Source organism: Luteipulveratus halotolerans (genome assembly GCF_001247745.1).
GTDB lineage: Bacteria > Actinomycetota > Actinomycetes > Actinomycetales > Dermatophilaceae > Luteipulveratus > Luteipulveratus halotolerans.
Genome location: NZ_LAIR01000002.1, coordinates 3,931,494 through 3,957,012, shown reverse-complemented (window position 1 = coordinate 3,957,012; position 25,519 = coordinate 3,931,494). Strand labels below are relative to the sequence as shown.

Annotated in this window: 27 protein-coding genes and 2 pseudogenes; 17 read left to right on the top strand and 12 right to left on the bottom strand. The window is 70.5% G+C overall.

The annotated features are described in order from the left end of the window. Window positions 1–89: 89 nt before the first annotated feature. On the bottom strand, window positions 90–353 hold the full coding sequence (locus VV01_RS19880) for a YdeI/OmpD-associated family protein (RefSeq protein WP_050671416.1): 264 nt from the start codon (window positions 351–353) through the stop codon (window positions 90–92). A 149-nt stretch (window positions 354–502) separates the two neighbouring features. Between VV01_RS19880 and VV01_RS19875 the strand changes: the two genes are divergently transcribed. From VV01_RS19875 to VV01_RS22965, 4 genes are all read left to right on the top strand, one after another. Beyond that, complete coding sequence (locus VV01_RS19875; RefSeq protein ID WP_050671415.1) at window positions 503–958, top strand: hypothetical protein; 456 nt, start codon at window positions 503–505, stop codon at window positions 956–958. A 259-nt stretch (window positions 959–1,217) separates the two neighbouring features. Next, window positions 1,218–1,829 (top strand): RNA polymerase sigma factor, encoded by a 612-nt coding sequence (locus VV01_RS19870; RefSeq protein ID WP_050671414.1) that lies wholly within the window; start codon window positions 1,218–1,220, stop codon window positions 1,827–1,829. Continuing rightward, window positions 1,819–2,298, top strand: coding sequence for a hypothetical protein (locus VV01_RS19865; protein ID WP_050671413.1), 480 nt, complete (start codon window positions 1,819–1,821; stop codon window positions 2,296–2,298). The genes VV01_RS19870 and VV01_RS19865 overlap by 11 nt, the downstream gene beginning before the upstream one ends. A gap of 76 nt (window positions 2,299–2,374) precedes the next feature. Then, window positions 2,375–4,093 (top strand): S8 family peptidase, encoded by a 1,719-nt coding sequence (locus tag VV01_RS22965; RefSeq protein ID WP_157508978.1) that lies wholly within the window; start codon window positions 2,375–2,377, stop codon window positions 4,091–4,093. 265 nt (window positions 4,094–4,358) lie between these two features. Here VV01_RS22965 and VV01_RS24085 read toward each other — a convergent pair whose 3' ends face one another. After that, window positions 4,359–4,742 carry a hypothetical protein gene (locus VV01_RS24085; RefSeq protein WP_197275114.1) on the bottom strand — a complete coding sequence of 128 codons (384 nt, stop codon included), beginning with the start codon at window positions 4,740–4,742 and terminating at the stop codon, window positions 4,359–4,361. Here VV01_RS24085 and VV01_RS19845 point away from each other — a divergent pair. After that, window positions 4,734–6,599 (top strand): CHAT domain-containing protein, encoded by a 1,866-nt coding sequence (locus VV01_RS19845; protein WP_197275113.1) that lies wholly within the window; start codon window positions 4,734–4,736, stop codon window positions 6,597–6,599. The genes VV01_RS24085 and VV01_RS19845 overlap by 9 nt on opposite strands. A 346-nt stretch (window positions 6,600–6,945) precedes the next feature. Here the strand turns inward: VV01_RS19845 and VV01_RS19840 are convergent, their stop codons facing one another. The 4 genes from VV01_RS19840 to VV01_RS24075 form a co-directional block, all read right to left on the bottom strand. Beyond that, window positions 6,946–8,379, bottom strand: coding sequence for an FAD-dependent oxidoreductase (locus VV01_RS19840; protein ID WP_231635288.1), 1,434 nt, complete (start codon window positions 8,377–8,379; stop codon window positions 6,946–6,948). Between the two features lie 86 nt (window positions 8,380–8,465). After that, a complete protein-coding gene (locus VV01_RS19835) occupies window positions 8,466–9,014 on the bottom strand; it encodes a GNAT family N-acetyltransferase (protein WP_050671408.1) in 549 nt (182 codons plus the stop codon). 249 nt (window positions 9,015–9,263) lie between these two features. Next, on the bottom strand, window positions 9,264–10,106 hold the full coding sequence (locus tag VV01_RS24080; protein WP_071606462.1) for a DUF7507 domain-containing protein: 843 nt from the start codon (window positions 10,104–10,106) through the stop codon (window positions 9,264–9,266). Then, window positions 10,061–11,107 carry a sialidase family protein gene (locus VV01_RS24075; RefSeq protein ID WP_071606461.1) on the bottom strand — a complete coding sequence of 349 codons (1,047 nt, stop codon included), beginning with the start codon at window positions 11,105–11,107 and terminating at the stop codon, window positions 10,061–10,063. Before VV01_RS24075 ends, VV01_RS24080 begins: the two co-directional genes overlap by 46 nt. Window positions 11,108–11,362: 255 nt before the next feature. Between VV01_RS24075 and VV01_RS19825 the strand changes: the two are divergent. The 3 genes and pseudogenes from VV01_RS19825 to VV01_RS19815 all read left to right on the top strand — a co-directional run. Beyond that, window positions 11,363–12,172 (top strand): annotated as a pseudogene (locus tag VV01_RS19825) (C1 family peptidase); the annotation flags it as partial. Between the two features lie 26 nt (window positions 12,173–12,198). Then, window positions 12,199–12,669, top strand: a complete 471-nt coding sequence (locus tag VV01_RS19820) for a hypothetical protein (RefSeq protein ID WP_050671406.1) — start codon at window positions 12,199–12,201, stop codon at window positions 12,667–12,669. A gap of 4 nt (window positions 12,670–12,673) precedes the next feature. Then, window positions 12,674–12,997 carry a protease inhibitor I42 family protein gene (locus VV01_RS19815; protein ID WP_050671405.1) on the top strand — a complete coding sequence of 108 codons (324 nt, stop codon included), beginning with the start codon at window positions 12,674–12,676 and terminating at the stop codon, window positions 12,995–12,997. On the opposite strand, the gene VV01_RS19810 is transcribed toward VV01_RS19815, so the two are convergent. Further along, window positions 12,978–14,243, bottom strand: a complete 1,266-nt coding sequence (locus tag VV01_RS19810) for an MFS transporter (protein ID WP_050671404.1) — start codon at window positions 14,241–14,243, stop codon at window positions 12,978–12,980. The two genes, VV01_RS19815 and VV01_RS19810, sit on opposite strands and share 20 nt — an antisense overlap. A gap of 87 nt (window positions 14,244–14,330) precedes the next feature. Here VV01_RS19810 and VV01_RS19805 point away from each other — a divergent pair, with 87 nt between their 5' ends. Beyond that, a complete protein-coding gene (locus tag VV01_RS19805; protein WP_050672044.1) occupies window positions 14,331–15,209 on the top strand; it encodes a winged helix-turn-helix transcriptional regulator in 879 nt (292 codons plus the stop codon). A 19-nt stretch (window positions 15,210–15,228) separates the two neighbouring features. Here the strand turns inward: VV01_RS19805 and VV01_RS19800 are convergent, their stop codons facing one another. After that, window positions 15,229–15,660 (bottom strand): MarR family winged helix-turn-helix transcriptional regulator, encoded by a 432-nt coding sequence (locus VV01_RS19800; RefSeq protein ID WP_197275112.1) that lies wholly within the window; start codon window positions 15,658–15,660, stop codon window positions 15,229–15,231. Between the two features lie 51 nt (window positions 15,661–15,711). On the opposite strand from VV01_RS19800, the gene VV01_RS19795 reads away from it, so the two are divergent. Continuing rightward, window positions 15,712–16,521 carry an SDR family NAD(P)-dependent oxidoreductase gene (locus tag VV01_RS19795; RefSeq protein WP_071606460.1) on the top strand — a complete coding sequence of 270 codons (810 nt, stop codon included), beginning with the start codon at window positions 15,712–15,714 and terminating at the stop codon, window positions 16,519–16,521. Here the strand turns inward: VV01_RS19795 and VV01_RS24540 are convergent. Next, window positions 16,502–17,404, bottom strand: coding sequence for an SMP-30/gluconolactonase/LRE family protein (locus VV01_RS24540; protein WP_050671403.1), 903 nt, complete (start codon window positions 17,402–17,404; stop codon window positions 16,502–16,504). The genes VV01_RS19795 and VV01_RS24540 overlap by 20 nt on opposite strands. A 33-nt stretch (window positions 17,405–17,437) precedes the next feature. Between VV01_RS24540 and VV01_RS24985 the strand changes: the two are divergent. Together VV01_RS24985 and VV01_RS24530 are read left to right on the top strand one after the other, a co-directional pair. Further along, window positions 17,438–17,518 (top strand): annotated as a pseudogene (locus VV01_RS24985) (TetR/AcrR family transcriptional regulator); the annotation flags it as partial. A gap of 63 nt (window positions 17,519–17,581) precedes the next feature. Beyond that, the gene (locus VV01_RS24530; protein ID WP_231635286.1) at window positions 17,582–17,986 is read left to right on the top strand and encodes a hypothetical protein; all 405 of its coding nucleotides are present in this window, start codon (window positions 17,582–17,584) and stop codon (window positions 17,984–17,986) included. A 30-nt stretch (window positions 17,987–18,016) separates the two neighbouring features. Here VV01_RS24530 and VV01_RS19780 read toward each other — a convergent pair whose 3' ends face one another. Continuing rightward, the gene (locus tag VV01_RS19780) at window positions 18,017–18,979 is read right to left on the bottom strand and encodes an alpha/beta fold hydrolase (RefSeq protein ID WP_050671401.1); all 963 of its coding nucleotides are present in this window, start codon (window positions 18,977–18,979) and stop codon (window positions 18,017–18,019) included. A 161-nt stretch (window positions 18,980–19,140) separates the two neighbouring features. Here VV01_RS19780 and VV01_RS19775 point away from each other — a divergent pair, with 161 nt between their 5' ends. Then, window positions 19,141–19,779, top strand: coding sequence for a TetR/AcrR family transcriptional regulator (locus tag VV01_RS19775; RefSeq protein ID WP_050671400.1), 639 nt, complete (start codon window positions 19,141–19,143; stop codon window positions 19,777–19,779). Between the two features lie 21 nt (window positions 19,780–19,800). Here VV01_RS19775 and VV01_RS19770 read toward each other — a convergent pair whose 3' ends face one another. Both VV01_RS19770 and VV01_RS19765 read right to left on the bottom strand, forming a co-directional pair. After that, entirely contained in the window at window positions 19,801–20,181 is a 381-nt protein-coding gene (locus VV01_RS19770; protein WP_071606459.1) for a DUF202 domain-containing protein, read from the bottom strand. After that, window positions 20,178–20,540 carry a YidH family protein gene (locus tag VV01_RS19765; protein WP_050671398.1) on the bottom strand — a complete coding sequence of 121 codons (363 nt, stop codon included), beginning with the start codon at window positions 20,538–20,540 and terminating at the stop codon, window positions 20,178–20,180. The genes VV01_RS19770 and VV01_RS19765 overlap by 4 nt, the downstream gene beginning before the upstream one ends. Before the next feature lie 107 nt (window positions 20,541–20,647). Here VV01_RS19765 and VV01_RS19760 point away from each other — a divergent pair, with 107 nt between their 5' ends. The 4 genes from VV01_RS19760 to VV01_RS19745 all read left to right on the top strand — a co-directional run bounded on the left by VV01_RS19760 (window position 20,648) and on the right by VV01_RS19745 (window position 25,406). Beyond that, entirely contained in the window at window positions 20,648–21,517 is an 870-nt protein-coding gene (locus tag VV01_RS19760; protein WP_157508973.1) for a hypothetical protein, read from the top strand. A 116-nt stretch (window positions 21,518–21,633) separates the two neighbouring features. Next, window positions 21,634–23,256 (top strand): sigma-54-dependent transcriptional regulator family protein, encoded by a 1,623-nt coding sequence (locus tag VV01_RS24065; protein WP_050671396.1) that lies wholly within the window; start codon window positions 21,634–21,636, stop codon window positions 23,254–23,256. Then, window positions 23,142–23,468, top strand: a complete 327-nt coding sequence (locus VV01_RS24060; RefSeq protein ID WP_456237225.1) for an AAA-type ATPase lid domain-containing protein — start codon at window positions 23,142–23,144, stop codon at window positions 23,466–23,468. Before VV01_RS24065 ends, VV01_RS24060 begins: the two co-directional genes overlap by 115 nt. 273 nt (window positions 23,469–23,741) lie before the next feature. Continuing rightward, complete coding sequence (locus tag VV01_RS19745; RefSeq protein ID WP_157508969.1) at window positions 23,742–25,406, top strand: hypothetical protein; 1,665 nt, start codon at window positions 23,742–23,744, stop codon at window positions 25,404–25,406. Window positions 25,407–25,519: the final 113 nt, after the last annotated feature.

Sequence of the window (25,519 nt, the reverse complement as noted above, 5' to 3'; positions counted from 1 at the left end):
CCACGTCCAGCCGCTGGGGCTGATCCGTGGTCGTGACTCCAGAGTAGCGCCGGGATTCCGGTCCTGTACGCGGTTCGCGGATCTTTCAACTACCCGTTCTCGCGGGCGATGCGCGAGGGCGCATGAGCCATTCCCATGTAGACGCCGCCCTCGCGCAGCTCGTCGAGCATCTGGTCGAGGCGCTTGCGTCGGGTGTCGTCCTGCTTGGCCTTGCCGATCCACCCGAGGTAGTCGTTGCGCTGGTACGCCGGCCGGGCGTCGTACGCCTCGCGCAGCCCGTGCTCGTCGAGCGCCTCTGCGATGTCAGCGGGCATCGGCTGATCGGGTCGAGTGCGGCGTGAGGTGTCGGCCATACGCCGCATCTTCGTCCGACGTCGACGGCCTGGCAACCCCCGAGTTCGCAGGTATCAGAACGGGATTCGCGTCCTCCTGAGTCGCACAGGCCGCACCAGCGACGCCGGCCCTGGCACCGCGTCGGCCTCTGCACGAGAGGCGGCCGGCCATGGTCGACATCACCAGCATCAGCGTCACCATCCAGACCAGGCGCACCAGCGGGGCAGGGACCGACGGCGACGTCTACCTCGGGTTCTGCGGGCGCGAGTTCTACCTCGACAGCGACGCAGACGACTACGAGTCCGGGTCGGCCCGCGAGTACGTCCTCGGCGACGGCGGCAACACGCACAACGCAGGGCGCAACGACCCGCGTACGCCGCAGCTGCAGGTCGAGGACGCGGACGGGCTGCCGGCGTACATCAGGTTCGAGCCGACGGGTCGCGACGACAACTGGGCGTTGCAGCGGGCGACCGTGCGCGTCAACGGCGACCTCTTCCCGATGTGGGACAGCCTGGAGCTGTTCGACCAACGCGTCGGGCTGTGGCTCGGGACGCGATCAGGACTGGTCGCCCACCTGCCGAAGCACCAGGACGGCAAGGTCACGCAGGCCGACGTCGCCAGGTGAGCGCGGCGTGGGCGGCGACGACCGCGAAGGCCACGACCGTGAAGGCGATCCCACGACCACGCTCCCCAGTCGGCACCGCCGGCGACGTCGGCGCCCCATTCCTGCAGGGCCGAATGTCCTGAGCAAAGCGGACGCGGGCTGCGCGCGACCGGCGTACGTTCGAGAAAAAGTCGCATGTATCAGCGGCCCGGCGACCCACTCCTGGGCGGTGAGAGGCTCACGGGGGTCTCGATCGTCGAGTGCCGGAGAGGAGGTCAGCATGACCGTCGAGAAGACGTCCACGGCTCCTGCGGGGGAGAGTGTGTGGACGATGGCAGCTGGCTGTTTCCGGCGGTGGTCCGAGGGGGACCCACGGGGGCTCGACGAGATGGTGCGGGTGCTGAGCCCGGTGCTGTGGCAGGTCGTTCGCGCGTACGGTCTCGACCGTGACCGCGCGGAGGACGTCGTCCAGAGCACCTGGCTCGCACTCGTCCGTCGCCGCGACTCGATCAACGACGCGCAGGCCGTCGGGTCCTGGCTGACGACGACCGCGCGCCGCGAGGCGTGGCGGGTGTCGCGGCTCGAGGGCCGCAGCCAGCCGGTGGGTGACGACGTGCTGGAGGCGCGCGTACCCGAGCTGCGATCGGCCGAGTCGGAGGCGATCGCGCACGACGAGGGGGACCGACTCTGGGCGGGGGTGTCGCAGCTGTCCGAGCGTTGCCAACGGCTGCTGCGCGTCATCGCCTTCTCCGACCGACCTGACTACTCCGGACTGGCTCTCGAGCTGGGTATGCCGGTGGGAAGCATCGGCCCGACCCGGGGCCGCTGCCTGGACAAGCTGAGGACCCTCCTCGCCGAGCACAACACCGATAGGGGCCCCCATGACGCATGACGTCACCTACGACGACCTCGCCACGATGTGGGCGACGCGCGACCCGATGCCCGAAGGGGTCGTCGAGAAGGCGCTCGTCTCCATCGCGATGGAAGACCTGGACGCCGAGTACGAGCTGATGCACCTCGTCGAGCGCAGGCGCGAGCTCGCCGGCACGCGCCGCGACAACGACGAGACGCTGACCATCGTGTTCTCCGGCAGCACCTGCTCGTTGATGATGCGGGTCAGCTCGTTGGGCGACGGCGTACGCCGGGTCGACGGCTGGGTCTCGCCGCCCCGCCGCGTCCGGGTCACGATGAAGCAGGAGGCTGGCGAGCACGCCGCCGAGTCCGACGGCAAGGGCCGGTTCGAGATCGAGCGGGTGCCCGGCGGGTTCTCGCGGGCGGTCATCACCGACCTGGGCGACGTCGACGCTGAGAGCGACGACGACAGCCAAAGCCTTTTCGCCACACCGACATTCGAGCTCTGACGCTGACGCGCCTCGCCCGGTGGGGCGGGGTGCGTACGAGCGCGTTGAAACGGCCACATCAACGAGGGGAATGCACGTGACCGACGCGAAGACGCCCGACATGATCAGCCTGCCGCAGCGACCGGATCGCGATCCGGATCTGCCCTCGCGCAAGGTCATGGGGGATGCGGACGGCCGCATCCTCGATCCACGCAGCGCGGTCGCTGTAGCTGACGTCGAACCCCGTTCGACCGCCTACATCGGTTCGCGGCTCACCGTGTCGATGGCGACGGATCTCGACGTCGTGATGCCAATGCTCGTGACCGCGGCAGCCGACCTCGGCTGGGAGATCGTGGCCGCCGACGAGCCGCACACGGGCAGGAGGAAGACCAAGAACGAACCGCGCGCGTTCACCCACAGCGCCGACGGAACGCCCCTCGGCGTCACCTCGGTCGGCATCCGGGTGCAGAAAGGCAGGGCCGCTCAGGCACCGGACGCTTGGACTCTGCTCCAGCACGCGCGTGCCACGAATCGTGACGCACTGCAGTCGCTGCAGGGAGTGGCGCTCGACCACGTCCTGGTCGCCACCGCGGAGACCCGGACCGGGCGTCGTGTCATTCCGAACCCGGTAGGACGAGGCAATCCGGTCGGACGAGGCAACCCAGTTGGCCGAGGGAACCCTGTAGGACGGGGCAATCCGGTCGGTCGAGGCAACCCAGTTGGCCGAGGGAACCCCGTCGGACGCGGGAATCCTGCAGACGAGGCCGCAACCAGCTATGCGGTCGCATCGTATGGTTTGGCCGGCAGCGGTGGGCGTCAGCCGGTCACCGTCGTCAGTCCTCCGCCACATCGCCGCCGTGATGGCGACATAAAGGGTAGACGGCCAGTGGTCGCGATTCTCGACACCGGCTGTGGCTACCACCCTTGGTTGGAGGGTGTTGTCGAAACCGACGTCATGCTCGACGGCGAGCCGATCGGTGACGTCGACGCGCACACCGACGGCGAGCGCACCGGCGATGTCTCCGGCCCGCTCGACGGGGGGCTCGACGACCTCGCCGGCCACGGCACCTTCATCGCGGGAATCGTCCACCAGACGTGCCCTGATGCCCGCATTCTCGCGTGGCGCGTCATCAGCTCCTCCGGCGTGATCGTCGAGTCGACCTGGCTTAGGTCGCTATCACAGATCGCCGAACTCGCCCGGCGTCATGCAGCAGGAGAGAAGGGTGGCCATCCGATCGACGTGCTCAACCTGTCGTTCGGCTACTACCACGAGGCCCCTGAAGACCTGTTCTTCGACCCGACCTTGAAGCGCATCCTGGAGGTCCTGGCCGCGAGCGGTACGACCGTCGTCTGTTCGGTGGGCAACGACGCGACCGCTCGCCCGTTCTACCCCGCAGCTTTCGCACCGCATGACAGCGGTGAGACCGCCACGGCCGCTCAACTGCCGATCGTGTCGGTCGGCGCACTCAACCCCAACAAGCGCACGGTCGCGCTGTTCAGCAACAGCGGAGACTGGGTCAGCGTCTACGCGCCGGGCTCCTCGGTGCTCAGCACGACACCACCGTTCCAGGGTGGGCTGGAGCCGATCGCCCGTACCGAGTTCGATGGGCAGACCCATGAGTCGATCGATCCGGACGACTACACCGGCGGCTTCGCCCTCTGGAGCGGGACGTCGTTCGCGGCCCCGTACGTCGCTGGCCGGATCGCCGAAGAGCTCACCGGAACGCTGCCGAGCGCCGCCGACAAGGACCCGGCCAAGAAGTCCGTGCGACGCGGTTGGAAGGCGGTCACGGCCGTCACAGGGATCACGCCATGATGTAGGGGTGTTGAGCGCGGCCGAGTTGCATGAACGCGGACTCCTCGAGAGCCGGGCAGGCCGCCATGCCCAAGCCCGCCGAACGTTCACGAGGGCCCTTCATCGCGCCGCGGACAACGTCACGATTGCCCATATCCAACTGAGCTTGGCGTGGTCAGAATCCGAGTTGGGAACGCTGGACGCTGGCATCGCCCTGTGCGATGAAGCGCTCGCCCTCAATGACGTCCCTGCTCCAACGATCGGGCTGGCCTGGTCGCAGAAAGGCCTACTGCACTCGCTTGCAGGCAACGGCGATGCCGCCCTTGTGGCATTCGCTCACGCAGCGGACCTTCTGGATGGCCAGGACCACGAGCCGCTCGGCAACATGCATCTCAACCGAGGGCTCGTCTACCTCCAGCGCGGCCAGGCACTTCAAGCACGCCAGGACTTCGAGCGAGCGCTCGAAGAATTCGCAGCCGCCGGTCTCGCAGAAGCGATAGCGAAGGCACAGCACAATCTCGGTTACGCGAGCCTGATCGCCGGCGATCTCGCCCGGGCTATCGGATTGCTCGATGACGCACGTCCAGGCATGAACAATCTCGGTCCCGTCTACGCGGCCGTCAGCGCCCAGAACCGTGCCGAGGCGCTGATCGCAGCGGGCATGCAGCACGAGGCGACCGACGCCATTCGTGACGCGAGCTTGGTCCTCGGCCGCCGACGTCTGCGACAGAGTCAGGCGGAGGCGCTGCTGGTGCTGGCCCGGCTCAAGATCGGGCAGGACGAACCGCGCGAGGCTCGCAAGATCGCCCGCCGCGCCGCTCGCCTGTTCGCCGGCAGGGGCAGCGACGCGTGGGCCGCACGCGCTCAAGCCGTGGCCCTCTCGGCAGAGGTGCTCACCGGCGTACGCCGGGCCGCCCTGCTCGACGAGGCCGCCAACATCGCCGGGCAGCTCAAGGCGCAGGGCCTCGTCCACGACGCGAGCGCGGTGCTGCTGCAGTCGGCGCGCATGGCGATCCGCCTCGACGACCTGCCGGCGGCGCGAGCGCGCGTCCGGAGTGTCCGGCAGCGTGCCGACGCTCCGCTGGAGAACCGCCTGCTCCAGCATCAGGTCAAGGCCGAGCTCGCCAAGGCCACCCGTCGGCGCAAGCCCGCGATGCAGCACGTACGCGACGGGCTGGCCGAGCTGCACGACTGGCAGTCGTCGTTCGGGAGCCTCGACCTGCAGAGCTCGCTCGTCGGTCACGGCCGCGGACTCGCCGCCGAGGGGCTGCGCCTGGCGGTCGAGGACGGTCGGCCCGAGGTCGTGTTCGAGTGGACCGAGCGAGCCCGTGCGCTCACCAGCCGCGTCGCCGCAGTGCGTCCGCCCGACAACCCCGAGGGTGCCGCCCAGCTGCAAGAGCTGCGCGAGCTGCACGCCCAGATCAGGGCGGCCGACGCCGACGGTCGACCCGTCACCGCGCTCGTACGCTCGGCGTCCGCGCTGCAGCAGAAGATCCGCGAAAAGGCTTGGCACGACCCAGGATCCGGCGTCGTCACCGAACCGGCCACGCTCGATGCACTGCTGCCTCAGCTCGCGAAGCATAACGGCGTCATGGTCACGCACCTGGCCACGCATGGCGGCCGGCTGCGGGTGCTCGTCGCGACCGGTGACGAGACGCGCGTCGTCGACCTCGGCCCCTGGGACGACGTGAAGCACATCCTGCGCGGGCTCCAGGCCGACCTCGACGTCTCGGCCGCCCACCTGCCCGAGCCGCTGCGCGCCGTCGTCCGCGACAGCCTCGGCGACCGCCTCGCCACCCTGTCCGAACGCCTGCTCGCGCCCGTCGCCGACCTGCTCTCCGGCCGCCCCGTGCTCGTCGTCCCCACGGGCGGCCTCGCCGGTACGCCGTGGACCCTGCTCCCGCACCTGCGCGGGCTCCCCGTCACACAGCCGCGGTCGGCGACGCTGTGGCTCGCGCATCAGCACGGACCCGACCACCCGCGTCGGCGCGCGGCGTTCGTCGCCGGTCCGCGGGTCGACCGCGCCCACGAGGAGGTACGCCGGGCCGCCGCCGCCTGGGGCGAGCAGGGCTCGGTGCTGGAGGCCGCCGACGCGTCGGCCGAGCAGGTCAGCGCCCGCGCGGCCGATGCCGACGTGCTCCACGTCGCCGCTCACGGCCGTCACTCCGCCGACAACCCGCTGTTCTCCGGTCTCGAGCTCGCCGACGGGCCGTGGTTCGGGTACGACATCGACCGGCTCCCGCACGTGCCCCGCACCGTCGTGCTGTCCGCCTGCGAGCTCGGCCGCTCGACGGTCCGCTGGGGTGAGGAAGCCATCGGCATGACGCAGGCCTGGCTGCACGCCGGCGCCTGCACGGTCATCGCCTCACCGGCCAGCGTCGACGACGACGTCGCCTGTGAGGTGCTCGCCGAGACCCACGCGGGCCTCGCGGCCGGCCGGCTCCCGGCGTACGCACTCGCCGACGCGACGCAGAGGCTCGGGCTCGGCGACCGCAGCTCGTTCATGTGCTTCGGCGCCGGCTGGTAGCCGCGCCCACCTCGCCGAGAGGCCCAGAACGCGCCGAGAGGCCCACATATCGGCGGTCCGTACGTGGTCCTCTCGGCGGCGAGTGGGCCTCTCGGCGAGGGCCCGATCTCGCGATGTGAGACGCCTCACGGCCACGAGTATCACCGGGCCGGAGCGCCGCTCTTCCCGTATGTCATCGACGATGACCCCGCAAGACTCCTCGGCCTGCTGGCGACGCCGTGACGCCCCGCCGAGGGAGGTGGCCCCTCAAAGGTTGGGGGACCCTGGGGCCACCAACGCATGACCGGTGGGCGTGGCTGCTGGAGGGGGCTACGCCCACCGGCCATGTCTGCCCCGAATTCCCTTGTCAGGCAAGGGGTTTCAGACCGGCCAGCACCTCATTGAGAGCCTCAGTGCTCGACGGGTGGGTCCAGATCCCGTCCCGCAGCTGGGTCGCCGTCACACCCGCGCGCATCGCGAGCGCGACGAGGTTGATCAGCTCCTGCGCGTCGACGCAGAACAGTGTCGCGCCCAGCACCTCGTCGGTCTCGGCATCGACCACGAACCCGATGACACCGTGCGTCTCCTCGACGATCTTGGGTCGCGGCATCGCGGCGATGTCGGCCACGGCCTTGCTCGCGACCTTCACCGGGCGGCCCTGCTCGCGCGCCTGCGTGACGTTGAGGCCCACCCGCGCGAACGGCGGCGTGATGAACGTCGTCGTCGGCACCGCCACCCGGTCCTTCGTCGTCCGCGACCCGTCACCCGTCAGCGCACTCATCACGACCCTGTTGTCGTCGAGCGAGATGTAGGTGAACTGGGGGCCGCCGTTGACGTCACCCACGGCGTACACCCCGTCGACCGACGTACGCAGGTGGTCGTCGACGCGGACGAAGCCGCGCTCGTCGGTGTCGACGCCGGCGACGTCGAGCCCGAGGTCCTTGGTCACCGGCGTGCGGCCGGTCGCGAGCAGCACGGCGTCCGCGACGAGGTCGTCGCCGCCGTCGACCGCCACCGTCACCTGCGCGCCGTCGTCGTCGAACGACGAGGCGCCCGCGCCGAAGCGGAACGTCACGCCCGCGTCGGTCATCGTCTGCTCGACCACCCGGGCCACGTCGGCGTCCTCGCCCGGCAGCAGCCGTTCGCCCTGCTCGAGCACGGTCACCTCGGACCCGAACCGCGCGAACATGCCGGCGAACTCCAGCCCGATGAAACCACCGCCGACCACCACCAGGCGGCGGGGGAACGGGTCGACGTGCTGGATCTGCGTCGAGTCGAGCACCCGCGGACCGTCGACGCCCGGGATCGGCGGGCGGGCGGGCTCGGTGCCCGTGTTGATGACGACGGTCTCGGCGGTCACCCGCAGCACGTCGTCACCGCCGGTCACCTCGACCTCGTGCGGGCCGACAAAACGCGCGGTCCCGTCGATGAGCGTGACCGTGTCGACCTCGTCGAGCATGGCGTGGTTGCGCGCGCGCAGCTTGGCGGTGAGAGCGTCACGCTTGGTGACCGAGGCGGCGAACCACGTCGCGGCGTCGTCGGACTCGCGCTTCTTCTCAGCCTGGACGACGAGCGCCTTGGTCGGGACGCACGCGATGTTGATGCACGTGCCGCCGTACATCTGCGGTGACCGCTCGACGACCGCGACCTGTTCGCCGGCCCGCCCGAGCGCGCCCGCGAGGGTCTTACCTCCCTTGCCCCAACCGATCACCAGGACATCGACCGACAGCTGTTGCACGGGCACCTCCGCGTTGAGACCACTGGTGGCCCCATCGTGGCAGGCCCGGTCGTACGCAGTCACGGACTCTCCCGCGCGGTCACCGTGGTCTCGACTCGGTCTCGCTCAGCGGCTCGACCGGCTCAACCAGCGGGGTGGTGGGTCGAGGGTCAGGCGGTCGGGCGCAGGTCGAGCACCTGCATGACCCGGTCGTACCGCTGCCCTTCGCCGGGCGCGACGAACCCGGGGAGCCGGCCGTACTCGCGGAAGCCGTGCGAGGCGTACAACCGCTCGGCCGCCGCGTTGTCGCCCCGGAAGTCGAGCGTGAGCATCTCGATGCCTGCATCGCGCGCGCTGTCGACGAGCCGGCGGACGATCTCGTGGGCGAGGCCGCGGCCCTGGAAGTCCGGAGACACGGCGACCTTCTCGAGATCGGCGTGCGGGCGGTAGGTCGGTCGCAGGTAGCGCCGCCAGAACCCCAGCCCTGCGATCTCGTCGCCGACCTCGGCCACCACGAACGATGCGTCGCCCGGACCGTCGTCGACGACCTCCCAGACGAGGTCGGCCACCTCGGCCCGACTGGGCGGCGCGGTCCACCCGAGGGCAGCACCGTCAGCCACCAGGCGCTGGATCAGCACAGCAGCCTGGTCGGTGAAATCCGTTGTCAGATCAGCAGATTGGACCGCCCTGCACCGGATCGCCACAGTGTTCGACGACATAGGCGCAATACTTTCATCCGGCCGCGCGGCATTGCCGTTCCATGGTATTCGGCAGACCAGAAAGTGATCCGGTCGTGATGTCCGGCCACAGGCTGAGACGGCGCCGGGTCCCGCTGGTCGAGTAGGGCGGAGCGCTAGCGGAGACCGTATCGAGACCCGGTGCCCCGCGGGGAGAGCTCCCGTCCGCGGTGTCGGTGGTCTCGATACGGCTCGCCCTGGGGGCTCGCCTACTCGACCAACGATGTGGGGTCAGGGGTTGCGGACGTCGATCGGGTCCGGCGTGACCACTGTGGAGACCCGCGCACCCGACGGCGTCGTACCCGTCACCGTGATGCTCGGTGCGTACGACCCCGCGGCCACCTCGTCAGCGGTCACCGTGTGCGTGGCCGCCTTGCAGACGTAGGACTGGCTGGGCGCGAGCGCCGAGTAGTGACAGGTGGGCAGGCCGTCGAGGTTGCCGATCACGGTGACGTCGGTGAGGTCCTGGTTGCCGGTGTTGGCGACCCGCGCCCAGAACGTCAGCCGGTCTCCGGCCCAACCCGGGTCGCCGCCGGGTGCCGTGTTGTCGGGGACGAGCAAAGACGAGATCGCAGGCGCTGCAGGGGAATTCGCGGCCGGGGCCACAGTGAGGTCACGGGTGGTGGTGGACGACGAGACGCCACCGACGGCGTACCGGGCAGCGATCGGCTTGGCGCCGGCGACCGTGGTCGGCGCGCTGAACGGCACGGCCACGGTCCGCGACTCGCCCGGCTTGAGGGCGGGCACGGAGACGGGCTTGGCGCCCCACGTGGCTCCGGGTTCGAGCGTGATCGTGCCCGAGCCGAGACGGGTGCTGGTCTGGTTGGTGACGGTCACGGTGGCGGTGGCCTTGGTGCCGGCCGTGTGTGACACGGGGAGGGTGAGCTGCAGCGGTGCGCACAGCCCCTGCAACCAGTCGGTCCCGAAGCGGGAGAACGTGATCCGCTGATACCCCTCGCGCTCCCACAGCAGCCCGAGGTCACCGTCGGGCAGCCGAGTGAGCGTCGAGTAGCCCGAGGAGCCCGGTGTCACGACCTTGCTGATCGGCCAGGTCTTGCCGTCGTCGCACGACATGCGCACCGTGAGGTCGCGGCGGATCGACGGGTCGGGGTGTTGCTGAACACGAGCATCTTCGACCGCGGATCAGTCGCGGGCGCGTCGGGGTGCAGGCGCAGGATCGAGCCGTTGTTGGCCGGGTCGGGCAGATCGGTGTCCGCCTCGAACGGGCCGTACGTCTGGCCGCCGTCACGGGAGATCGCGACCTTGCGGTACGGCGCGGAGCGCGAGTTGAGCATGACGTCGCCGTAGGACAGCTCGACCGTCTTGTTCTCATCGGCGCGCGGGCCGACGAGCGCGCCGAACGTCCACGTCTCGCCGTGGTCGTCGCTGTAGAGGCTGGCGGCGTAGTTGGCGCCGTTGTAGCGGATGGCGTACTGCTGGACCAGCCGGCCTGCGTACTGGCCGTGGCGCAGCTGGATGCCCTCGCCACTCGCGGCGAACAGACCGCCCCACGCGGGGTTCTTGGCCATCGAGGTGATGCGACGGTGCTGCCAGGTGACGCCGTCGTCGTCGGACCAGCTGTAGTCCATCTGTGTGGCGTTGGGGTCGGTGTCGCTGTTGCCGGTCGCGCCGCCGCCGAAGCCCTGGTTGACCGAGCTGACGTAGAACACGAAGATCCGGCCGGTCTGCTGGTCGACGAGCAGGCTCGGGTCGCCGTGGCTCTCGGGCGCCGGGCTCTCGCGGACGATCTGCTGCGGCAGCCAGGTCCGGCCGCCGTCGGTGCTGCGGCGGATGACGATCCCGATGTTGGAGGGGACGTCGGCCATCGTCGGCCGGCGGTCGTACGCCGCGATCACGGTGCCCTTGGTCGTCGTGGTCAGGCCGGGGATGCGGTACTGCGTGCCGCCGTCGTAGCGCCGGGCGATGTCCTGGGTCTCGATCCCCGCGGTCGCTGCGGGCGTCGATGCTGCGGCACGGGCTGTGGTCGGGGAGACGTGCGGCGTGGTCGCCATGGCGGCGGGCGCCGTCACGAGCAGACCTGCGCTGACGACGGCGGCGAGAACGGTGGGACGCATCCGGGGCTCCTCGGGATCGGGCGGGACGGACCGGGCGGCACGGGCGTCGTACGACGACCGGTCCAGTTGTCAGACGTCTGACGTCTGGTCGGGCCGACGCTAGGTCGGACCCCCGAGTAGGTCGATGCCCTTGACCAACTGATGACCATTCGATGACCTGTTCCTGGTGTCGCGGTATCAGCCGGCGGCGCCGACACCTCTTGTCTGCAGTGGCACCGGACGAGGGAGCGAAGCCATGGCTAGGGCGCGTGCGGGTCGTGTGTGTCGTTCGGGAGCGTCGCCGTCATGGAGGGCACGGTCCGGTGGGGCCGTCGCGCGCCCACGCTCGCGGTCGACCTCTCGGAGGCGCACCTGTTCTACGGGCACGGCGGCTCGGTCGGCGTCACCTGCGACACCGGGTGGATGCCCTTGCCAGCACTGACGTTCTGCACCTCCAAGGGCATCACGTACGAAGCCGAGTTCCCTTATGTCGCAGGCAATCCCGGCGGCAAGACCGCGCCGACGGGGTGGGAGAACCATCGTGGCCGCGCGACCGGCACGACCGATCTCACGGGCAAGATCGCCGCGATCAAGACCCACCTCACGACCGTCGGTCCGGTGACCGGGTGCTTCATCGTCTACAGCGACTTCTTCGGCTACAGCTCAGGCGTCTACAAGCACGTCACGGGCGACGAGGAGGGCGGCCACTGCGTCGCGATCGTCGGGTACGACGACACCAAGGCCGCGTGGATCATCAAGAACAGCTGGGGAACCGGTTGGGGCATGGGCGGATTCGGCTACATCGGCTACGGCGAGTGTCTGATCGACACCTGGTCCAACATCGGCGTCACCGGCGTCCGGCTGCGCACCTGGACGAGCCCCAAGAAGGTCGTGGGCGGCTTCGCGACCGGCGACGACCGCAACGGTCGAGTGTTCATCCAGGACGTCGGGTGGCTGCGCGTCGGAGGTACGACGGGCACGGCTCACGTGGCGATGTTCGCCGACCTGCTCACCGCCAAGCAGAAGGGCGCCTTCGTCAACGCCTACGAGAACGAGGGCCTGATCACCCAGGCCTACGCCTACTGACCCAGCCGAAGCACGAGGAGAGCACCATGCCCAAGACCACCACCCGTCGTACGCCGAAGACCGCGCCCGTCAAGACTCCGGCGCAGAGCCCGGACCTCGAGGTGCCGTCCGAGCCGCACGCGCTCGGACCGGACGAGCTGGCCCTGATCGAGGCCGCGGGCAACGGCGCCGAGCCGGCCGCGGAGACTGCCGGTGACGACGCGACCGAGCCCACGCTCATGCCGCCGAGCGCCGGCGACATGCACGTCGCCGCACCGGTCGCGGCGGCGGCCGCGACGACCATCACCGGTCAACGGGTCACCGCGCTGTGGGCCGACCAGGTCCACCGCAACGCCCGCATCAACCTGCAGACCGCAGGCTGGAAGAAGCTGTCGACCAAGACCGACTCGGGGTCGACGACGCTGACCATCCTCGCCGCGCACGCCCGCTCGACGGGGAGTACGCCGACGCTCACCGAGGACCCGGCCGGCACCATCTCGTCGATGTACGTGTGGTGATCCGATGCACCACGTCGTCGAGTCCCCCGAGGACGGCCAGCGCATCGAGATGTCGCCCGGAGACAGCCTGGAGCTGCGGCTGGATCAGCCTGGTGCGACTGGATTTCGGTGGACCACCCAGGCCGTCCCGCCCGGTGTCGTCGCCCACCGGGCGGGCGCCGAACCCAGCGGCGAGGCCGGCGTCGGCGGGCCGCCCGGCGCTGCTCGTACGACCGTCATCGAGCTGGTCGCGAGCGCGGCAGGCGAGGGCGAGCTGACGCTGGCCCTCGCGAGACCGTGGGAGGACGAGCCTGCTCGTACGCTCACCGTCACCCTCGCGGTCGGCTGACCTCGCGCTCCCTTTCGGTCGCGACCTGATCGGGGAAGTCACGCAGGTGCCGGATCGGGCCGGCCATCAGGATGAGCGGCGAGAGCAGCGTCAGCGCAGCGAAGACGAACAGGGCAGTGCGCGCGCCGAGCCAGCCGCCGAGCGCACCCGCGACCAGCCCGCCGACCGGGATCGCACCCCACGACACGAACCGCACGGTCGCCATCACCCGTGAAAGCAGATCGGGAGGGGTGGCGATCTGCCGGTAGGTGCGCGTCGTCGTACTGAACACCACGACGCCACCCGCGAAGACGATGTTGCCGAGCGCGAACGCCACCCAGGCGCCCCAGCCCGACCCCACCGGGATCACGAAAGCGGCTGCGGCAGATACCAATCCGCCGACGACGCACAGGCGGGCCGAACCGACGACGCGGACGGCCGCTGGCACGAGCGCCGCGCCCACGAGCGACCCGACGCCCTCGGCTGCCAGCAGGAACCCGACCAGCCCGGACGGAGCGTCGGCGACGTGCACGAGGTAGTACGCAAAGAGCGCGACCTGACCGCCGCACGTGAAGTTGATGGCCGTCGCGGACCACATGCACGGCCCCATGATCGGGTGGTGAACGACGAAGTCCCAACCCTCACGGATCATCGCGCGCATGCCGGGTCGGTCGTCGGACTCCGCCTCGGGCTCGCGATCCGGGAGCGTTCGCAGCAGGACCGCCGAGGCGACATAGCTGGCGGCGTCGATCAGCAGGGTCGGCACCGCTCCGAGCAGCTGGACGGCAAGGCCGCCGAGCGAGGGGCCGCCGAGCTGGCTGGCCGCTTGCGTGCCGCTCATCAGGCTGTTGCGGGACTGCAGCTGCTCCTTCGGCACGACACGTGGCAGGAAGGTGAAGTTGGCGACGTCGAAGATCACGTTGGCGAACGAGATGACCAGCGCCACAGCGACCACGTGGGCGAGCGTCAGCGCGTCGAGCCACCACGCGATCGGCAGCGTCGCGATGGCACCGGCCCGAGCGAGGTCTATCGCGACCTGGGTGGCCCGCAGCGGCAGCCGCTGCACGATCGGCCCGGCCGGCAGCCCGATCACGATCCAGGCGACATAGCCCGCAGCCGCGACGACGCCCATCTCGAACGGCGTCGCGTCGAGGATCAGCACCGCCGTCAGCGGCAGGGCGATGGCCGTGAACGCCGACCCGAGGCTGCTCGTCGCGCTCGCCGCCCAGTAGGTCCAGAACGCGCGGCTCTCGTCGCGAGTGGTCATGCCTGTCGCCCTCTCCCCGAATCAGTGTCAAAATGGAACTTACTATGGGCGCAGCAAGGGCGCACCCGGGAGGGCAGGCTGGTGACCATGCACCGCGAGGACCTCGCCGACGACAGCTGCGGCATCGCCCAGACCCTGGGCGTCGTCGGGGACTGGTGGTCGTGGCTGATCGTCCGCGAGATCGCGGGCGGCCTGACCCGATTCGACCAGGTGCAAGGGTCGCTCGGCATCAGCCGCCGCGCTCTCACCGAACGCCTCAACGGCCTCGTCGACCACGGCGTCCTCACCCGTCGCCTCTACTCCGAACGACCACCTCGGCACGACTACGTCCTGACCCGCACCGGCGAGGGTCTGCTGCCCGTGCTCGTCGCGATGCAGGAGTTCGGCGACCGGTTCATGCTCGGCGACGGATCACTGACGGCGACCGCCGGCGCCGACTCGGCCGAGGCGAGCCGCGTCCACGCGCTGAGCGGACGGCGCATCCCTGACGTGAGTCTGTCGTCGTACGACGGCAGCCCGGTGCCCGTGCGCCCCGACGGCTCGTGGCGGGTCGTCTACCTGTTCCCGGGCGCTTTCGTGCCGGACGTGCAGGGCTACCCGCCCGGCTGGGGTGAGGTGCCCGGCGCCGCCGGCTGCACGCTGGAGTCGACGACGTACGCCGACCGCCACGACGAGTTCGTGGCCGCCGGGGCCGACGTGGTCGGCGTGAGCACGCAGCGCCCCGACCAGCAGGAAGCGTTCGCGATGCACGCAGACCTGCCGTTCGCGCTGCGCTCCGACCAGGACCTACGACTGGCCGCGGCGCTGCGCCTGCCGACGTTCAGGGCCTCGGGCGCCGAACGCTTCAAACGGCAGTCGCTGCTGCTGGACGCCGACGGCATCATCCGGCACGTGCAGATGCCCGTCACGGACCCGGCGGGTTCGGTGGAGGAGATGTTGACCGTCGTACGCCGGATGGTCGGCTGACCCTCGCGGGTCGACTCGGTCAGTCGGCGACGATCGCCTCGCGGCACTTCTCCAGCAGGCGACGCAGGCTGCGCCGCTCGCGCTCGGTCAGGGCATCGAGGATGCGCTGCTCGATCGCGGAGGCGAGCTCGTCGGCGTCCTTCAGCAGGCCGACTCCGTCGGCGGTCAGCGCGGCGGGGCGGACGTTGCGGTTCCAGTCGTCGTCGACGCGCTCGACCAGACCGCGCTCGACCAACCCCTTGAGTACGGCCGCGGCGGCCTGCGGGGTGACGAGGCATGCGCGCGCAAGGCCGGCCCCCGAGATGCCCGGGTGCTCACGCAGCGTGAGCAGCGCGGCGTACTGGGCGACGGTGAGCCCGAGACCGCGCAGGGCTCGTGTCTTGGCCGCCATCAGGACCTGCTCGGTCTGCTTGATGTCGAGGCCGAGCCGGTCGTCGGAGTGCAGCGCCATGGGGCGACGCTAGCCCTTGGCAAACATCAAAGCCTTGATAGTGTTCAAGCCATGAAGAAAACGGTGGTCACTGGCAGCACTTCCGGCCTGGGCACAGCCCTCGTACGCGACCTCGCCGTGCGGGGTCATCGCCTGCTGCTGCACGGCCGCGACGAGGCTCGACTCGCCACCGTGGCCACCGAGGCAGGCCGCCACGGTGCACAGGTCACGACGTTCGCGGCCGATCTCACCGACCCCGCCGCGGTCGACGACCTGTGCCGCCGCGCCCTGGACGCCACCGACACGCTCGACCTCGTGATCAACAACGCCGCGGTCGGCGGCGGCGCCGATCCGTCGCGGCGCGAGACCAACGCGTACGGCACCGAGCTGCGTATGGCGGCCAACGTCGTCGCGCCGCACCTGATCGCCCGCAGGCTCGCCCCGGCCCTGGCGCCGGGCGGGCGCATCGTGCAGGTCGGGTCGATGGGTCAGTCAGCGCTCGACGTCGCCGACCTCGGCTTCGAGCAGGGGTACGACGGCGTCGAGGCCTACTGCCGCAGCAAGCTCGCGCTGGTCATGGACACGATCGACCTGGCCGCCACCGGGGTGTGGGCCAACGTCGTCCACCCCGCCCACCTGATGCCGACGACGATGGTGCGCGACAGCGGGTTCACGCCGGCCGCGACCATCGACGACGGTGCGCTGCCGGTCCTGCGCGCCGCCCTCGACACCGAGCTCGCCGACGTCACCGGTCGCTACTTCCACCGGTTCGACGAGCGCGAGGCGCACCAGCAGGCGTACGACCCGGCGGTGCGCCTCGCGCTGCAGACGTGGGTGGGCGAACAGCTCGCGGCTGCAGACGTCAGGCTGCCGGCAGGCTGAGCCTCACGATCCGGCCGGACGACTCGGTGACGTAGAGCGTCCGCTGCGGATCGTCCGAGCCGAACGCCAACGGGGCGCGCACGCTCGTCGGCGTGATCAGGCCGGTCGCCGCGATGCATGAAGCGCCCGTGCGCTTGTCGACGCGGATGACCTCTCCGCGGGCGTAGGCCGCGACGTAGATGTGGTCGCCGACCACCGTGAGGTCGTCAAGAGCCTTGTACGCCAACGGATTCGGGCTCAGGTCGGTCACCGTCCGATGGGCGGCCGGGTCGTCGACCGGAGTGCGGTCGATCGGTGAGCTCAGGTCGACGATGGCGCTGGTGTAGAGGTTGCCGTCGTCGTACGCGATGCCGTTGGTGCCGAAGATGTCGGCCTGCGAGGTCCACTGCTCGTCCGTCGAGCCGTCCGGTCGGATCTTGAGGATCTGGCTGCCGAACTCGCGGGTGACGTAGAAGTTGCCGGCCGGGTCGAGCGCGAGACCGTTGATGCCGCTGAGCCCGGAGACGACATTGGTGGTGCCGCGCTCGGGCTGCGCGGGGTCGAACTTCACGATGCCCGCGCCCGAAAACCCTGGCCGCACACCGTAGTTCACGTACATCGCGCCGCCCGGACCACGGCGGATGCCGCCCGGGCCCGGCACGGCGACCGACGCTCGTACGGACCCGTCGGGGCGGAAGCCCTCGACCTTGCCGGCCGCGACGTCGGACACCCACATCGTGCCGGCGCCGTCGAGCTCGAGGTTCTCACGCCAGCCGAGCACGGGCAGACCGGACGCGAACGTGGTCGCCGTCGGAGCGGTCGACCAGCACCGGTCGGTCGGGGTGGTCGCGCCTGCGGTCGGCGCCGTCGCGACCGTCGCGAGGGCGAGCGCTGTGGCCGCCACACCCAGAAACGCTCAGAAGCCACCCGTGCGGCGCTGATCGGCGCCGGCCGCACGCTCTTCACCGACCGCGGGTACGACGGGGTCACCGCCGAGGACCTCGTCGCCGCCACGGGCCTCACCCGCGGAGCGCTGCACCACCAGTTCGGCGACAAGAAGGGCCTGTTCCGCGAGGTCCACGTGGCGCTCGAGCGCGAGCTGATGGAGCAGGTCGAGGCCGCGATCGCCGACGAGCCCACCACGGTCGGCCGGATGATGCTGGCCATCGGTGCGGTGCTCGACGCGTGCTCACGACCCGAGCTCGTACGCATCGCGCTGCTCGACGCGCCGAGTGTCCTCGGGTGGCAGGCCTGGCGGGCCGTCGAGTCGGAGTACGGGCTGCAGCTGGTGACCGACCTGCTGCGGGCCGGCGTCGACGAGGGCGTCATCGCGCCCGGACCCGGCGACACGTTGGCTCACATCGTGCTCGGCAGCGTCATCGAGTGCGCGCTGCTGATCGCCCATGCCGACGACCCGGCCGCCGCGCGGCAGGAGGCCGAGACGTCGCTCGGCCTCCTGCTCAACGGGCTGCTCGTCCCGACCTGATCGCCGACCAGGTCAGGGCCGAATCACGTTCTAGGCGAACGGAATCGGCGCGAAGCCCGTGCACGTGGGCTGGAAGTTGGTCGGTCCGTTGGCGAGCGCGTTCATCGTCATCTGCAGCGTCGGGTCGTCGAGGAACAGGAACGCGTGGCCCGTCTGGTCCCAGCCGCACTTGTCCTGCAGCGTGATGTTGGTGACGTTCGGGCCGGAGAGCTTCTGGTTGTAGTACGGCGTCACGACACGGTCCTGCTTGGTGGAGATGACGGTGTACTTCGGGCCGGCCGGCACGTCGTTGCTGCCGTTGGGGAACAGCGCCTTGGTGTAGTCGCTGGTGTAGGCCTGGTCGGTGGCGCCGGGCGCCTGGATCAGCTCGGCGACATTGCTGACCCAGCCCATCGCGGCGAAGGTGTCGCCGAGGGTGACGATGCCGTTGAGCGAGGTGCCGCGCGAGGAAGGCGCCCAGCCGACGTAGTGGTCGATGACGTTGGCGCCACCCATCTTCTTGATGTACCACATCGGCACGCTGCCGCCCTGCGAGTGACCGATCACGTCGATCTTGGCCGCACCGGTCGAGGCCCTGACCTTGTCGACGAACGGCGCGAAGTCGTTCTCGGCCGACTGCTGGATGTGGCCGAGGCCGCCGATCCGGCCGTTCAGCGACAGTGCGGTCTTGCCGTAGTTGAGCGTGTAGACGCAGTAGCCGGCGTTCTTGAGGCGCGGTGCGATCTTGACGAAGGACGCGCCGTGGTTGGCGAACGTGCCCGGCACGAGGATGACCGGGTTGGGGTGCGCGGCCGACGGCTTGCAGGTCCAGTCGTTGGCGCCGCGGGTGACGCCGGGCTCGAACACGTAGCGGTAGCCGGTCTCGGCGAGACCGCCCTCGGAAAGGGTCGCAGCCTGGGCGGGCGCACCCGTGCTGACCGCCAGTCCGGCGGCGGCAGCGACCGCCGCTCCACCGAGACGAACACGACGAGAGACGCGGGGCAGGAGCTGCATGGACTTCCTCCTCAGCTCGCCCCGGTGTGTCCGAGGTCACATCGGACGGCAGGGGTGCTTCGTCGGCGTACGTGGGGAAACGCTCTCGTTTCCCGAATAGTGAGACGCACGACCCACGCCTCGGACGGCCCTACGCGTCAGTACCGGGCTACGGTCGCCCGGTGAGCCAGGAGTCACCCACCACCCGCCGTATTCACGGCCAGGACGCCGACCAGCGTCGGCAGGCACGGCGCGAGGCGTTGCTCGATGCCGCGCTCGACCTGTTCGCCCGCCACGGCTTCCACCAGGTCAGCGTCGACCAGATCTGCCAGACGGCGACGGTCAGCACGAAGAGCTTCTACGGCATCTTCCGCAGCCGCGAGGACTGCTACCTGGCGCTGCACAACCACGTGACCGAGCAGGTGATGACGCAGCTCGCCGAGGTGATCGAGCAGACGCCGGCTGGTGTCGAACCGCCGGTGTCCGCCCTCATCGAGGCGTTCGCCGCGCCGTACCTCCACGAACCCCGTTACGGCACAGTGCTTTTCGGCAAGGGCGCCGCCGTCACGCCGACCATCGACCGGCTCCGTCGCGAGAACCGTCAGTGGGGCGCGGAGTTCGTCGTGACGATCTGGCGCGACACCCACCCCGAGGTCGACGTGCCCGCGGGCGTCGCCATCGGCGTGGTCGGCGGACTGTTCGAGATCATCCGCCAGTGGTCGAAGGGCGACCTCGACCCCGACACGCTGCGGACCGAGCTGCGGTCGTTCTACGACGCCACCCACCAGGGCCTGTTCGGACGACGGGCCACGCGACACTGACGCGCGCCGGGCGTCCTGGGGTCAGCGCGTGACCGCCAGCACCAGCACCACCGCCAGGCAGCCGACGCCGACCACGAAGGTGCCGAGCGCGGCCGCGACGATGTGCACACCCTGGGCACCGTCGAGGTCGGGCGAGTCGCACTCCTGGCACGTGGTGCCGGTCGCCGCCCGCATGCGTACGAGGGCGTCGGCCGCCCGCACGTGCGCGCTCCACCACAACGACACCGCCCAGACCAGCCCGAGCGCGCCGAGCACGACAGCCGTGGTCGCCGAGCGGGTCGCGCCGACGCGCAGCGCCGCCAACGAACCGACCGCCACGGCGAGAGCCGTACGCCGCCAGGCGAGCGTCGTACGCTCCGCCTGCATTCCCGGGTCGGGGACGGCGCGGCTGGGGCCACTCATGTGATCAGCGCACCGATGCCGAGCAGCAAGCCCGCGAGCGCGACGGTCACGGCGAGCGCCGGTTTGAACGCCGTCGACGGCAGCGGTACGCCGGCGCGCATCGCCCGCTCGGAGCCCGCCCACCCGAACCACGCGAGCAGCGCCGACCCGATGCCCGCCAGCACCAGCAGCACCGACGCGATCACCCGCAGGTGGGGCTCGACGTCGAGCTCGACGGCCTCGATCGCGACGCCCGCGGCCATCAGGGCGAGGGCGGTGCGGATCCAGGCGAGGAATGTGCGTTCGTTGGCGAGGCTGAACCTGGGGTCGGGCTCAGCACCGGTCTCGAACACTCCACTCGGCACACGACGTCGACTCACGGGCCCATCCTCCCCGACGGCCCGGCGGCGCGGTTAGGGTCACCAGGGAACGCTTCGCGGCCGGATCAGCGGTGGGACACCGGTCGCGCAACGATCGAGGGGACGGCATGGCCTATTGCGGAGAGTGCGGCAGCCCGGCCGACGGGAAGTTCTGCCGTGCCTGCGGGGCACGCGTGGTCGAGGGCACCGGCCTCGGCGCGCCCGCGACGCGTGACGACTACGACGACTACGGCTACGACGACCAGCCCGTCTTCGTCCGCGAAGAGCCCGCCATCCAGCCGCGGTCGATGGTGGCCGGCGCACTCGTGGCGGTCGTGCTCGGCGGGGCCGCGATCGCGGCGTACGCGGCGATGCGCGGCGACGACTCCTCCGGTGCGGGTGCAGCGGGCGCGATGAGTACGACGACCGCCTCCTCGCCCGCTCGTCCCGCCACCCCGGCGCCGCCCGCGTCGACACCCCGTCCGACGTCGGCACGTCCGTCGACCACGACCTCGACGACGTCCACCCCGCCGCCCGCGACGTTCAGCAACCCGCCGTCAGCGACCTCCACCGCACCGCCCGCGCCGTCGTTGCCGACCAGCAACGACCAGGCGATCGTGTCGCTCAACCACCGCGCCGACACCGACGAGGCGGCCACGCCGATCGACGGGCGCTGGGTGGTGCAGCTCGACAGCAAGTACGTCGGCGTCCGCGACAGGTCCCAGCAGATCGAGCGGTTCACCGCCCGCGACATCTGGAACAGGTTCCAGACCGTCATCAGCGACCCCCGTTTCGGCGGCAAGGTGCGGATCGTGCGCGACACCCACTTCGGCACCCGCGTCGGCCCCGACGGCAAGACCACCTGGATCGCGCTGCTCGACCTCGACCAGGGCAGCAAGGCGTCGGCGCAGGCCTGGTGCGAGGCCAACTTCACCGAGCGTGGCAAGGCGCTCGCCAACGTCTGCTTCCCCCGCCAGATCACCCCGCCTCGCGGCTGAGCGCGGCCGAGCCCGAGGCACAGTTCGGGCGTTGTTCCCCCGTTGAGGCGGGCGAGCGAGCACCATGGGCCCACGGGCGACATCTGCAGGACGTCGTGCACAACGAAGGGCCCCACATGGCTCACGGCAGTCGAGATGCGACGGCGGGCGTTCCGGCCGAGGCGGTCACTGACGCGCGCCGGACGTTCCTGCGCTCGGGCCAGGTGGCCCCCGAGGTGCGGGCCGCCATCCAGCAGTCATGGGCGCGCAGCGCGCGGCTCGGCGTCGACCCCGACGAGCTGCACGCCGACCACGACGCGACCGACGACGCCGACCAGGAGGTCTTCGAACGCATCCGCGACGTGCTGGCCCGCGCGGCCGAGTCGTTCGCCGGCGAGCCGGTGAGCATCATCTTCGCGGCGCCCTCGGGCCGGGTGATCCACTGGCACTGCTCGGACCCGAGCCTGGCCCGTCAGCTGGAGGCCGTCTCGCTCGTGCCTGGTGTGGCCTACGGCGAGCAGCACGTCGGCACCAACGGCATCGGCACGGCCCTCGAGCTCGCACGTCCCACGCTCGTCGTCGGCGGTGAGCACTTCAACGAGCGGCTGTCGGTGTTCGCGTGCGCGGGCGCCCCGCTGCACCATCCGGTCACCGGCGCCCTGCTCGGGGTCGTCGACATCACTTGCGCGGCCGACATGTCCAACGCGCTCCTGCTCGCGAGCGCCCGGAGCATCGCCTCACAGCTGCAGGACGCGCTGCTCGCGCAGGTCAGCGGCCGCGACCTGTCGTTGCTGCGCGACTACCTCACCACGTCGCAGAGCGAGGCCGGCCCGGTGCTCGCGCTCGGCGACGACCTGCTCATGCTCAACCAGTCGGCCCAGGACCTCCTCAACGACGTCGACCGTGCCGCGCTGGTCGACCGGTCGGCCGAGTCGGCGCACGACCCGACTCCGCGCACGTTCGAGACCGACCTGCCGAGCGGAGCCGTCGCACGCCTGCGCTACGAGCCCACGTTCCACCACGGCACGACCGTCGGAGGAGTGTTCCGGGTCCGGCTCGACGAGGGCTCCGATGGTGACGTCCCTCGTACGCCGACCGGCCGGCGTACGAGCGCTGTCCCGTCTCCCGCGCTCCCGGGCGTCGTCGGTTCGTCGCCCGCGTGGACCGGAGCCGTGACGCTCGTACGCCAGCACCTGCTGCGCCAGCGGACCGTGCTCGTGCAGGGCGAGCCGGGTGTCGGCAAGCTCGCGCTGATCAAGGCAGTTCACTACGCGCACAACGGTTCTCTGCACGTGCGCGTGTTCGACTGCGCGGTCATCGATGACCTCGACCGGTGGATCGAACGGCTGGTCGACGACCTCGACACGGGCGTCGGCACGATGGTGCTCCAGCACCTCGAACGCCTGCCGGTCGTGGCGGTCGCGCCGGTCGCCGCCCTGCTGCGCGAGTACGCCGCCACGTCGAGCGCGGAGGGACCGCGCTGGGTCCTCGCGACCCGCACCCACACCGGTCGGTCCAGCGCGATCGACGCATTGCTCGCGCCGCTGTTCGAGGCCACCGTCGAGCTGGCGCCGCTGCGCTCGCGCGCCGAGGACCTCGCGCCGCTGGCCCGGACGTTCCTCGAGCACGCCGCGGGGCCGAGCGGCTGCGGTTCACCCCGGCGGCGCTCGACCAGCTCGCGTCGCTGCCCTGGCCGGGCAACGTCACCGAGCTGCAGCAGGCCGTGCGCCACTCCGTACGCCGGCACCGCGACGGGCTGATCGACATCGCCGACCTGCCGGCCGACTGCCTGTCCAACCCGGCGCGGCCGCTCACCCTGCTCGAAGGCCTCGAGCGCGACGCGATCGTGCGTGCGCTGCGCGAGCAGGAGGGTGACGTCGACGCGGCGGCCGACTCACTCGGGATGGGCGGCGACGACGTGCGGCGCAAAGTCCGCGCGCTCGGCATCGTCACGGCGGCGTTCGTGCGCTGAGCTCTGTCGTCCCCTGCCCGTCCCCGGGCCGGCCACCGGTCGTCTGCTGGTCGTCCACACCCCCTGGTGATCGGCGAGGTTGTCCACAGGGCGCCGACTCAGCGCGGCGAAGATCGCGTTCGGTGATCCAGACTCTCGGCGCAGACGCAGATCCGGCTCCGCATCCGCGCCCGCAGGTCAAGACTTGTTCAAGATCTGCAGCCGACCTCACCACGTACACCGCGATGCCCGTTCGACGTGGCGTGCACCCGCACATGTCCAGGGGGGACTCAGATGACCAGTACTCGTATGCCCTTCCGCGCGTCCGCAGCGGTGATCGCCGTGGCCCTCGGGGTCGCCGGTTGCGGCGGAGGTGACGACGACGCGCACAAGATCGAGAAGGTCTCGATGAGCGGATCCCAGGTCAAGGACCCGGGCAAGCTGCTCGCCGACGCCAAGACGCAGTTCCTGAGCACCAACCAGGCCGCGATCGACAGCAAGTCGGCCTCGGTCAGCGACTCGACGTCGTGCTTCTTCCGACGCGAGTCGGCCAAGAGCGACGCAGTCATGCCCAAGGTGTTCTGCGGCCCGATCCGCCGCGCCGGCTCGGACACCGCACACGTGTGGGACGTCTACGGCGCCTATCCCGTGGGCACCGACGACCCGGCCGTCCTGGCGACCGGGAGCGCTCCGGACGTCATGCTCTCCGACCTGGAGCAGCAGGGCACGACCGTCGACAACGGGCTGCTCGTCCGACCCGACGGTGGCTCGCCGGCCGATGCGGCCAAGCTCGCCGAGCCGCAGGCGCCGCAGTCGAAGCTGCGCGACTACGCCGCCCTGCTGCCCGAGTCGCAGCAGCAGAGCGGGTTCACGTTCAAGAACCTCAGTGCCCCGGCCCGCCTCGTCACGCCGTCCGCGACGATCACGGTCCAGGCCGAGGCACAGCCCACGACCGTTCCGGCGTTCGTCGAGAACCCGGCTCCGTCGGACGCGGCCACCGACGACGACTACTCGGGTGACGACGACGCCACGGACGGCACCGAGCAGGACACCCCGGCACAGCCGTCGGCTCCGGCCGTGCCGTCCCGGGCGGCCGACGGCCAGCAGCTGCGCGCGTACCGCGTGACCGTCGAGCCCGGCGGCCGCTACCCCGACCCCAACGCCTCGGAGGGCTCGAGCTGGGGACCGTCGAACGAAGGCGTCAAGAACGCCTCGACCGCGTTGTCAATCTCGGTCGGTGGTCAGCGGCTGTCCGTCCACGGCGACCCGATCGGCGAAAGTGACTCGTACTCCAGCGATTCCACGCCCCAGGACACCGTCACCGTGCAGTGCAAGAGCCTGCCGTGCGCCAAGGGTGCTGAGCGGCAGTCGTACGTGCTGTTCGTGTCATCGGCCAAGGGTCAGGCCGCGAGCCTGACAGCGACCGTCGACGGTCAGGCGCTCACGCTGCCGCTTTCGGGTGGCAAGCCCGACGGGTCGGTGTCGCTCGTCGGCAACACCCGCACCAACCTCCAGCAGCAGACCAACGTGACCTGGCCCTCGCAGGAGATCGCGGTCACGTTCGACAACGAGTACGACTGGCTCAACAAGAAGACCACCGTCAACGGCGGGGTCCCGGTCGTCTTCCTCTCGCCGTTCGACAACCGTGCGGGCTGGGCACCCAAGGGGCAGGCCTGGCTGGAGGTGCCCGTAACAAGTCAGTCGGACTGGGACTCTGACTTCGCCATCGCGGGCTCTGCGTACTGGCTCGAGGTCGGCGGTCAGAAGATCACTTCCGAGGGCAACGCCGGCGCCGACGGGACCGTCGTCTTCAAGGTCCCGGAGGGCTTCACCACCGGCACTGTGAAGTACCAGCCAGCAGGGTCGGTCAAAGGCAACAGCCGTGATGGCGACTCGCTGACCAAGCCGTTCAAGCTGGCGACGCCGATGACGGTGCCGATCTCGATCCCGGCCGGCTGACGGGCCCGGGCGGGCGGCGGTCCAGCGTCAAGAGTTCTCCAAGTCTGGCCTCGGCTGCCCGCCGGCGGCGAAGGTGCGTCGTACGGTCGGGGGACGCGGCACCGAGGGTCAGA

What these genes read in the sequence shown, in the direction of transcription:
- VV01_RS19800 (WP_197275112.1), bottom strand. Translation starts at nt 15,660, where the DNA reads ATGGCGCTGCACTCCGACGACCGGCTCGGCCTCGACATCAAGCAGACC.
- VV01_RS19835 (WP_050671408.1), bottom strand. Translation starts at nt 9,014, where the DNA reads ATGTCGTCGAACACTGTGGCGATCCGGTGCAGGGCGGTCCAATCTGCT.
- VV01_RS19810 (WP_050671404.1), bottom strand. Translation starts at nt 14,243, where the DNA reads ATGACCACTCGCGACGAGAGCCGCGCGTTCTGGACCTACTGGGCGGCG.
- VV01_RS24080 (WP_071606462.1), bottom strand. Translation starts at nt 10,106, where the DNA reads ATGTCGTGCGACGACGGCAAGACCTGGCCGATCAGCAAGGTCGTGACA.
- VV01_RS19745 (WP_157508969.1), top strand. Translation starts at nt 23,742, where the DNA reads ATGACCAGTACTCGTATGCCCTTCCGCGCGTCCGCAGCGGTGATCGCC.
- VV01_RS24075 (WP_071606461.1), bottom strand. Translation starts at nt 11,107, where the DNA reads ATGCGTCCCACCGTTCTCGCCGCCGTCGTCAGCGCAGGTCTGCTCGTG.
- VV01_RS19820 (WP_050671406.1), top strand. Translation starts at nt 12,199, where the DNA reads ATGCCCAAGACCACCACCCGTCGTACGCCGAAGACCGCGCCCGTCAAG.
- VV01_RS19795 (WP_071606460.1), top strand. Translation starts at nt 15,712, where the DNA reads ATGAAGAAAACGGTGGTCACTGGCAGCACTTCCGGCCTGGGCACAGCC.
- VV01_RS19780 (WP_050671401.1), bottom strand. Translation starts at nt 18,979, where the DNA reads ATGCAGCTCCTGCCCCGCGTCTCTCGTCGTGTTCGTCTCGGTGGAGCG.
- VV01_RS19870 (WP_050671414.1), top strand. Translation starts at nt 1,218, where the DNA reads ATGACCGTCGAGAAGACGTCCACGGCTCCTGCGGGGGAGAGTGTGTGG.
- VV01_RS19815 (WP_050671405.1), top strand. Translation starts at nt 12,674, where the DNA reads ATGCACCACGTCGTCGAGTCCCCCGAGGACGGCCAGCGCATCGAGATG.
- VV01_RS24065 (WP_050671396.1), top strand. Translation starts at nt 21,634, where the DNA reads ATGGCTCACGGCAGTCGAGATGCGACGGCGGGCGTTCCGGCCGAGGCG.
- VV01_RS19875 (WP_050671415.1), top strand. Translation starts at nt 503, where the DNA reads ATGGTCGACATCACCAGCATCAGCGTCACCATCCAGACCAGGCGCACC.
- VV01_RS19865 (WP_050671413.1), top strand. Translation starts at nt 1,819, where the DNA reads ATGACGCATGACGTCACCTACGACGACCTCGCCACGATGTGGGCGACG.
- VV01_RS19760 (WP_157508973.1), top strand. Translation starts at nt 20,648, where the DNA reads ATGGCCTATTGCGGAGAGTGCGGCAGCCCGGCCGACGGGAAGTTCTGC.
- VV01_RS19880 (WP_050671416.1), bottom strand. Translation starts at nt 353, where the DNA reads ATGGCCGACACCTCACGCCGCACTCGACCCGATCAGCCGATGCCCGCT.
- VV01_RS19770 (WP_071606459.1), bottom strand. Translation starts at nt 20,181, where the DNA reads ATGAGTGGCCCCAGCCGCGCCGTCCCCGACCCGGGAATGCAGGCGGAG.
- VV01_RS19845 (WP_197275113.1), top strand. Translation starts at nt 4,734, where the DNA reads ATGCAGCACGAGGCGACCGACGCCATTCGTGACGCGAGCTTGGTCCTC.
- VV01_RS19805 (WP_050672044.1), top strand. Translation starts at nt 14,331, where the DNA reads ATGCACCGCGAGGACCTCGCCGACGACAGCTGCGGCATCGCCCAGACC.